The following is a 5,674-nucleotide window of genomic DNA, read 5'->3' as shown; positions in this document are numbered from 1 at the left end:
GCGACGCCACCACCAATCCTTCGCTGATCCTGAAAGCGGTGCAGCAGGCGGACTACGCGCCGCTGCTGGCCGAGACGGTCGCCGCCCATGCCGATAGTCCGCTGGACCAGATCGTCGACCAGGTGCTAGTGCGTTTTGGCCTGGAGATACTGCAAGTGGTGCCGGGCCGGGTTTCTACCGAAGTCGACGCCAGGCTCAGTTTCGATACCGCCGCCACGGTGGCCCGGGCACGCCGCATCATGGCCTTGTACGAAGCCGCCGGCATCGGCCGCGAGCGGGTGCTGATCAAGATCGCATCGACCTGGGAAGGCATCCAGGCCGCGGCCATCCTGGAAAAGGAAGGCATACGCTGCAACTTGACGTTGCTGTTTGCGTTCTGCCAGGCGGTCGCCTGCGGCGCCGCCAAGGTGCGCCTGATCTCGCCGTTTGTCGGCCGCATCTACGACTGGTACAAGAAATCCGCCGGCAGCGCCTGGGACGAATCGGCGAATACGCTTGCCAATGACCCTGGCGTGAAATCCGTGGCGCAGATCTACAGTTATTACAAGCGCTTCGGGATCGATACCGAAGTGATGGGAGCAAGTTTCCGCAACGTCGGCCAGATCGCCGCGCTGGCGGGTTGCGACCTGCTCACCATCAGCCCCGATTTGCTGGCGCAGCTGCAGGCCAGCGACGCTCCCCTGGCGCGCGCACTGGGCAAGGATGCTGCCGCCGCTGACCTGCAGCAAGTCAGCTACGACGAAGCCGGCTTCCGCTATGCGCTCAACGACGACGCCATGGCGACCGAAAAACTGGCGGAAGGGATACGCGGTTTTGCCGCCGATGCATTCAAGCTCGACCACATCATCGAAGGCTTGCTGGCATCGGCCCGCGGTTAAGCGACGGCCGGCAATTCATCCTTCAAGGCTTGCTGGCGCCAGCGCCAGCCTAGCAGCGCCAAGGCCAGCAAGGCATGCAGCGCTGCGATGCCAAGCATGAGCCAGCCGTTGCCGATGTGCAGCGGCATGAAAAATATGGCGAGCGAATCCAGGCCCATGACCTTGCTCAGGAACGGCAGCAAGCCGTTGATGATCGCCAGGTAGAGGATGGTGGTGGCGCCGACCCGCTTGTTCTTGCCGGAAAAGGCGAAGAACAGGTAGACGCAGCAGTCGCGCAACAGCATCAGGGCTAGCGTCAGCGCCAGGAAAGACAGGCTGGCGGCGGTCACCCGCAATTTGAACGGTAGTTCCAGGCCGCCGCTGAACTGCAGCAGCAGCGCCAGGCAGAAGCTCAGGACCAGCGTGGTCGGCCAGATCGGCAGGTTATGGAACAGGCCGTGCCAGTTGCCGCTCTTTGCCCTGGCGACTACCCGCTGCCAGAGCGCGATATCGTTTTCTTCCGTGAACAGCGCCACATAAGTCATGGCTATCGAGAACAGCAACCCTATCCACAGCAGTCCGACGCCGCCGCTAAAGCCGGCGACATAGGCAGCCAGCAGGCAGCAGGCCAGCGGCCAGGCCCAGGGAATGGTGGTGATCTGCAAGGCGCTGTTCATGCTGCGCCAGGCGGCGAATACGGCGACGGCGGCGAAGAACACCGTGCTGGCCAGCAGGAAAGAGCTGTAGGCAAACGGCTGGCCCCACCAGAGGACGGAAGCATCGGGCGCGGCGCGGAACGGCGGCGCGAATATGACAGCGATCAGCACTACCGCCCAGGCGATGCCGCCGCGTTGCACGGCGCGCATGTCGCTGCGCATCAGGTGCAGGTTGAGGGCGATCGTCGCCGCATGCATCAGGATGCCCAGCGCTACCAGGGTCAGGCCGCTGCTCAAGGTCATGCTGTGTTCGCGCACCAAAGCGGCAATCGCGAAAACCACCAGGCACAGGATGCCGCCATACCAGTTGAAGGCGGTGGCGCCGAACAGCTTGCCCCAGGTCATGGTCCACGGATCGAGCGCGCTCATGCGCTGCTGGTCCCAGGTCTTGTCGCGGACTTCTTCGATCACGGTATTGCTGGCGTTGCGGGTGCCCCACAGGCAGACGATGCCGGCGAACAGGATCAGGGCCACGCTGTCCAGCGGCACGCCGCCGGGCCAATTGTCGTTGGCGAGGCTGAGCGTGAAAAAAACCAGCGCCAGGATGGCAGGCATGGCGATCAGGCGGTGCAGGGAAAACTGCAGCCACAGGTTGCGTTTGAATTCAGGATTGATCATGATGCGCTCCCGCTGTTTTGTCCGTTTTGTTCATAGCTGGCCACTGAGCGCAGGTAGGATTGCTGCAGGTTTTCCTTCTGGTCGGCGAAGCTGGCCACCGCCAGGCCGCCGGCGATCAGGCGCGCCAGCAATGCCGCCTGGGCGTGCTCGTCGCCGCTGAACATGAAGTCGGCGCTGCGTTCATCGCTGGCGCTGACCTGCAGCGCGGGTTCCGCCGCCAGTTGCGCGTGCAGGCCGGGATTGGCTTGCGCCAGTACGATCCGCAGCGACTTGCGCGGCGCGAGTGCGGTGCTGCCGTGGTCCAGCGCGCGATATTCCAGCACCTTGCCGTCGCGCAGGGCCAGCATGTGGGTCGAGTACTCGTCCAGTTCCGCCAGGATGTGCGACGACACCAGCAAGGTCATGCCCTGCGCCTGCAACAGGCGGAACAGGCCGGCCAGGCTGGCGCGCGCTTCCGGATCGAGGCCGGAAGCCGGTTCGTCCAGCAGCAGGATCTTCGGCCCGTGGATGATGGCCTGGCCGATCGCGACCCGCTGCCGCAAGCCGCGCGACAGTTTGTCGCAAGTCTGCTGCAGGCGCTCGGTTAGCCCCAGCTGCTGCGCCGTGGTCAGTATCGCTTGCGGAATCGCCGGCGCCGGCAAGCCCTGGGCGGCGGCGGCATATTCAAAACATCGCGCTACCGTCAGCGACTGGTATAGGCCGTAGAAGTCGGACAGGTAGCCCATGATCCGGTGTACTTCGCGCGGCCGTTCCAGCACATCCATGCCGGCCACGCTGATCGAGCCCGTGAGAGGTGTTTCCAGGCCGGCTATGCAGCGCATCAGCGTGGTCTTGCCGGCGCCGTTGGAGCCGACCAGCGCGGTCACGCTGCCGGCTTCGACCTGCAGGCTGACCTGGTGCAAGGCGCGATGGCCGGGGTAATCGAAGGTAAGGCCAGAGATTTTTATCATGAGAGTCGGTCTTCCAGTGAAGGGGCGCAGGCGATAAGTTGCTAATAATAAAGCAACGGATAGAGTAATGCGCAGTAAATTGCGCCCCGCAACAGCGTGTATCAGTAATCAGCCAGCTGTTACCAAATGATTCACCTGCCTCGCAAGGGTGGCAAGTCCGGTTTAATAGCCGATTTGGATAGTCGATTTATTTACAGGAGATTGCCATGCATGTTAACCAGTTGCTATCCGCTTTCAAGCTGAGCCTGGCTGTATTCAGCCTGAGCCTGGCGACATCGGTGCTGGCGGCGCCGGTGATGGATTTTCACACTGAGGACGTGCTGTCGGTGGCCGACGGGGTGAAGGATGACCTGCACCTGAATCCGAACCAGCAGACCTTGTGGCGCCAACTGGCGACCAAGACCCATGCCATCATCGGCGAGCGGGAAAAACGGCAGCGCGATTTGCAGGCCAGCATGAGCAACGGCCTTAAGGACCCGGCTGTCGATCTGCGCCAGCTGGCGGCAGCGATCGACGCCGAATCCGGATTGGCGGCCCAGGACGGGCGCCAGCTGCGCGAACTGTGGCTGACCATGAACGACGCGCTCGACGACCAGCAGCGGCAGGCAGTGCGGCTGTTCCTGGCGGACCGCCTGCAGCGCGTGGACCAGGCTTCCTGTGAGCGCAGTCCGGCGGCCGGCAAGGACAAGCCGTCCGGCAAGGGCGGACGCGGCAGCAAGGGCATGGGTGGCATGAATGGCGGTAGCACCATGTAGCGTTCTGCCGTAGGAGTTTTCTCTTTAGTCGTGATTTAACAAAAGTTTGCACATTACCAGCTTTCCATCAGAACTGAACCGGAGTTTTGTCCTCTAAAATGCCGTTAGAAGTTCTGGCTGATGTCTACCGGTGCGGTCCTGGTCGGTGCCTTATATATTGGATTCGGTAATGCGGTTAAAGCAGATAAGCGGTTTGCTGGTGATGGGCAGTGTGTTGGGATTGAGTGCTTGCAGTTCGGTCGTGACCGAGGGTAGTTCCGCCGCGGCCGGGGTCGCCGGCACCGCGCTGGCGGGCAAGGTGACCAATAACGCCGCGGTCGCCACCGGCATCGGCCTTGGCGTGCAGGCTGCAGCGCGGGCCGGCGTGCAGTACGAGCAGCGCAAGGTGCATGGCGAAGAGCAGGACGCCATCGCCAAGGCCGCTGGCAGCCTGGCCGTGGGCGCAGTCGGCAACTGGCAGATCAAGCATTCGCTGCCGATTGAAGACAATGAGCGTGGCCGGGTCACCGTCAGCCGCGTCATCGCCAGCCAGGGCATGAGCTGTAAGGAAATCGTGTTTTCCGTCGATGGCCTGGTGGACAAAACCAGCAATCCGACCAGCGAATTTTATGTGGCGACCATCTGTCAGGCTGGCCCGGCCTGGAAATGGGCCTCGGCCGAACCCGCCACCGAGCGCTGGGGAGCTTTGCAGTGATGCGGCGAGGTGGTTTATCACGCAACGCCATCGGCGGGGTCTGTTTGCTGACCGCAGCGGTGATGTTAAGCGGCTGTAACAGCATCGGCGGTTTCGCCGGCGCCGCGGCCGGCGTCGCCAGCGGCGCGGTTACCTCCAATCCGGCAGTCGGCTACGCCATCGGCATAGGGGTGCAAGCCGCGACAGACGCCACCACCAAATACGTGTTCCGCAACTGGCAGAAAGCCGAGCAGGATGAAATCGCCGCTATCGTCGGCCAGCTGGATGTAGGCCAGGCGCGCAACTGGGCCATCGTCCACCAGATCGCCTACGGCAACGAACACGGAGAAGTGCGCGTCACGCGCCTGATCGACACTCCGTTGGCTTTGTGCAAGGAAGTGCTGCTGTCGGTCGACAGCGGCGAAGGCGCGCAGCAGAAACGCGCCTGGTATACCGCCAGCGCCTGCCGCAGCGACGATGTCTGGAAATGGGCGGTGGCGGAGCCTGCAGTGGAGCGCTGGGGCGGCCTGCAGTAATTCTTTACCAGCGGCCGGCCAGCATCAGGAAGCCCGGGATCCAGCAGGAAACAATGCCGATGACCGCCGTGATGGGGCCTAGCGAGCGGATGGTTTTCTGCAGGGCCAAAGCCAGGAAGAACAGGAACCAGAGCAGCCCCCACGTCAGCCACATCATGGTTGAGCGCATGTCCTGGTCCACTGCCAGCCACGCCATCGGCAAGGTATTGATGGCGACGAACAGGCAATACCATCCCAGTCCCTTGCCGTTCATGCCTTTCCATTGCACTACAGCCAGGTACAGGTAAGTGAAGGCAAACAGCAGGCCGGCCGCCACACCGAGGTAGCCGGCGTTGTCGACGCTGCGCACCAATCCTATGAAGCTGATGGACAGCGCCAGGGAACCGACCAGGAAATTGAAGACGGCGTTCTCGCGCGCCTCGATGCGGCCGGTCAAACCGACGCCATTGACCACCAGCACCGCGCCGATGAACAGTAAAGCAATGCCCAACATGATGGTTTTCCTTCTGCAAGACTATCGATAATTCTTGTCGGACTATCCGAGCTTGCAGGGAAGATACGCGGTTCGG

At 62.6% G+C, this 5,674-nt stretch carries 7 protein-coding genes; 4 read left to right on the top strand and 3 right to left on the bottom strand.

Features of this window, described 5'->3' with window-relative positions; all coding sequences use genetic code 11:
• Positions 1–878, top strand: an 878-nt coding sequence (gene tal / locus JWQ61_RS09960; protein WP_304360393.1) for a transaldolase, incomplete at its 5' end; no start/stop codon positions are given.
• On the opposite strand, the gene JWQ61_RS09955 is transcribed toward tal, so the two are convergent.
• Together JWQ61_RS09955 and JWQ61_RS09950 are read right to left on the bottom strand one after the other, a co-directional pair.
• Entirely contained in the window at positions 875–2,191 is a 1,317-nt protein-coding gene (locus JWQ61_RS09955) for a hypothetical protein (RefSeq protein WP_304360392.1), read from the bottom strand. The genes tal and JWQ61_RS09955 overlap by 4 nt on opposite strands.
• Positions 2,188–3,141: an ABC transporter ATP-binding protein gene (locus tag JWQ61_RS09950; RefSeq protein ID WP_304360391.1), complete on the bottom strand. Its 954-nt coding sequence runs from the start codon at positions 3,139–3,141 to the stop codon at positions 2,188–2,190. The genes JWQ61_RS09955 and JWQ61_RS09950 overlap by 4 nt, the downstream gene beginning before the upstream one ends.
• Positions 3,142–3,347: 206 nt before the next feature.
• Here JWQ61_RS09950 and JWQ61_RS09945 point away from each other — a divergent pair, with 206 nt between their 5' ends.
• The 3 genes from JWQ61_RS09945 to JWQ61_RS09935 all read left to right on the top strand — a co-directional run bounded on the left by JWQ61_RS09945 (position 3,348) and on the right by JWQ61_RS09935 (position 5,105).
• Positions 3,348–3,896, top strand: coding sequence for a hypothetical protein (locus JWQ61_RS09945; protein ID WP_304360390.1), 549 nt, complete (start codon positions 3,348–3,350; stop codon positions 3,894–3,896).
• Positions 3,897–4,065: 169 nt separating this feature from the next.
• On the top strand, positions 4,066–4,590 hold the full coding sequence (locus JWQ61_RS09940) for a hypothetical protein (RefSeq protein ID WP_304360389.1): 525 nt from the start codon (positions 4,066–4,068) through the stop codon (positions 4,588–4,590).
• Positions 4,591–4,652: 62 nt separating this feature from the next.
• Positions 4,653–5,105: a hypothetical protein gene (locus tag JWQ61_RS09935; protein ID WP_369684889.1), complete on the top strand. Its 453-nt coding sequence runs from the start codon at positions 4,653–4,655 to the stop codon at positions 5,103–5,105.
• A 4-nt stretch (positions 5,106–5,109) separates the two neighbouring features.
• Here the strand turns inward: JWQ61_RS09935 and JWQ61_RS09930 are convergent, their stop codons facing one another.
• Entirely contained in the window at positions 5,110–5,598 is a 489-nt protein-coding gene (locus JWQ61_RS09930; protein ID WP_041743550.1) for an AmiS/UreI family transporter, read from the bottom strand.
• Positions 5,599–5,674 lie beyond the last annotated feature (76 nt).

Origin of the sequence: Collimonas fungivorans, assembly GCF_028292705.1 — a bacterium.
GTDB lineage: Bacteria > Pseudomonadota > Gammaproteobacteria > Burkholderiales > Burkholderiaceae_D > Collimonas > Collimonas fungivorans_B.
Note: the sequence above shows the minus strand (reverse complement) of the source record. Positions and strands in the feature narration are given on the sequence as shown.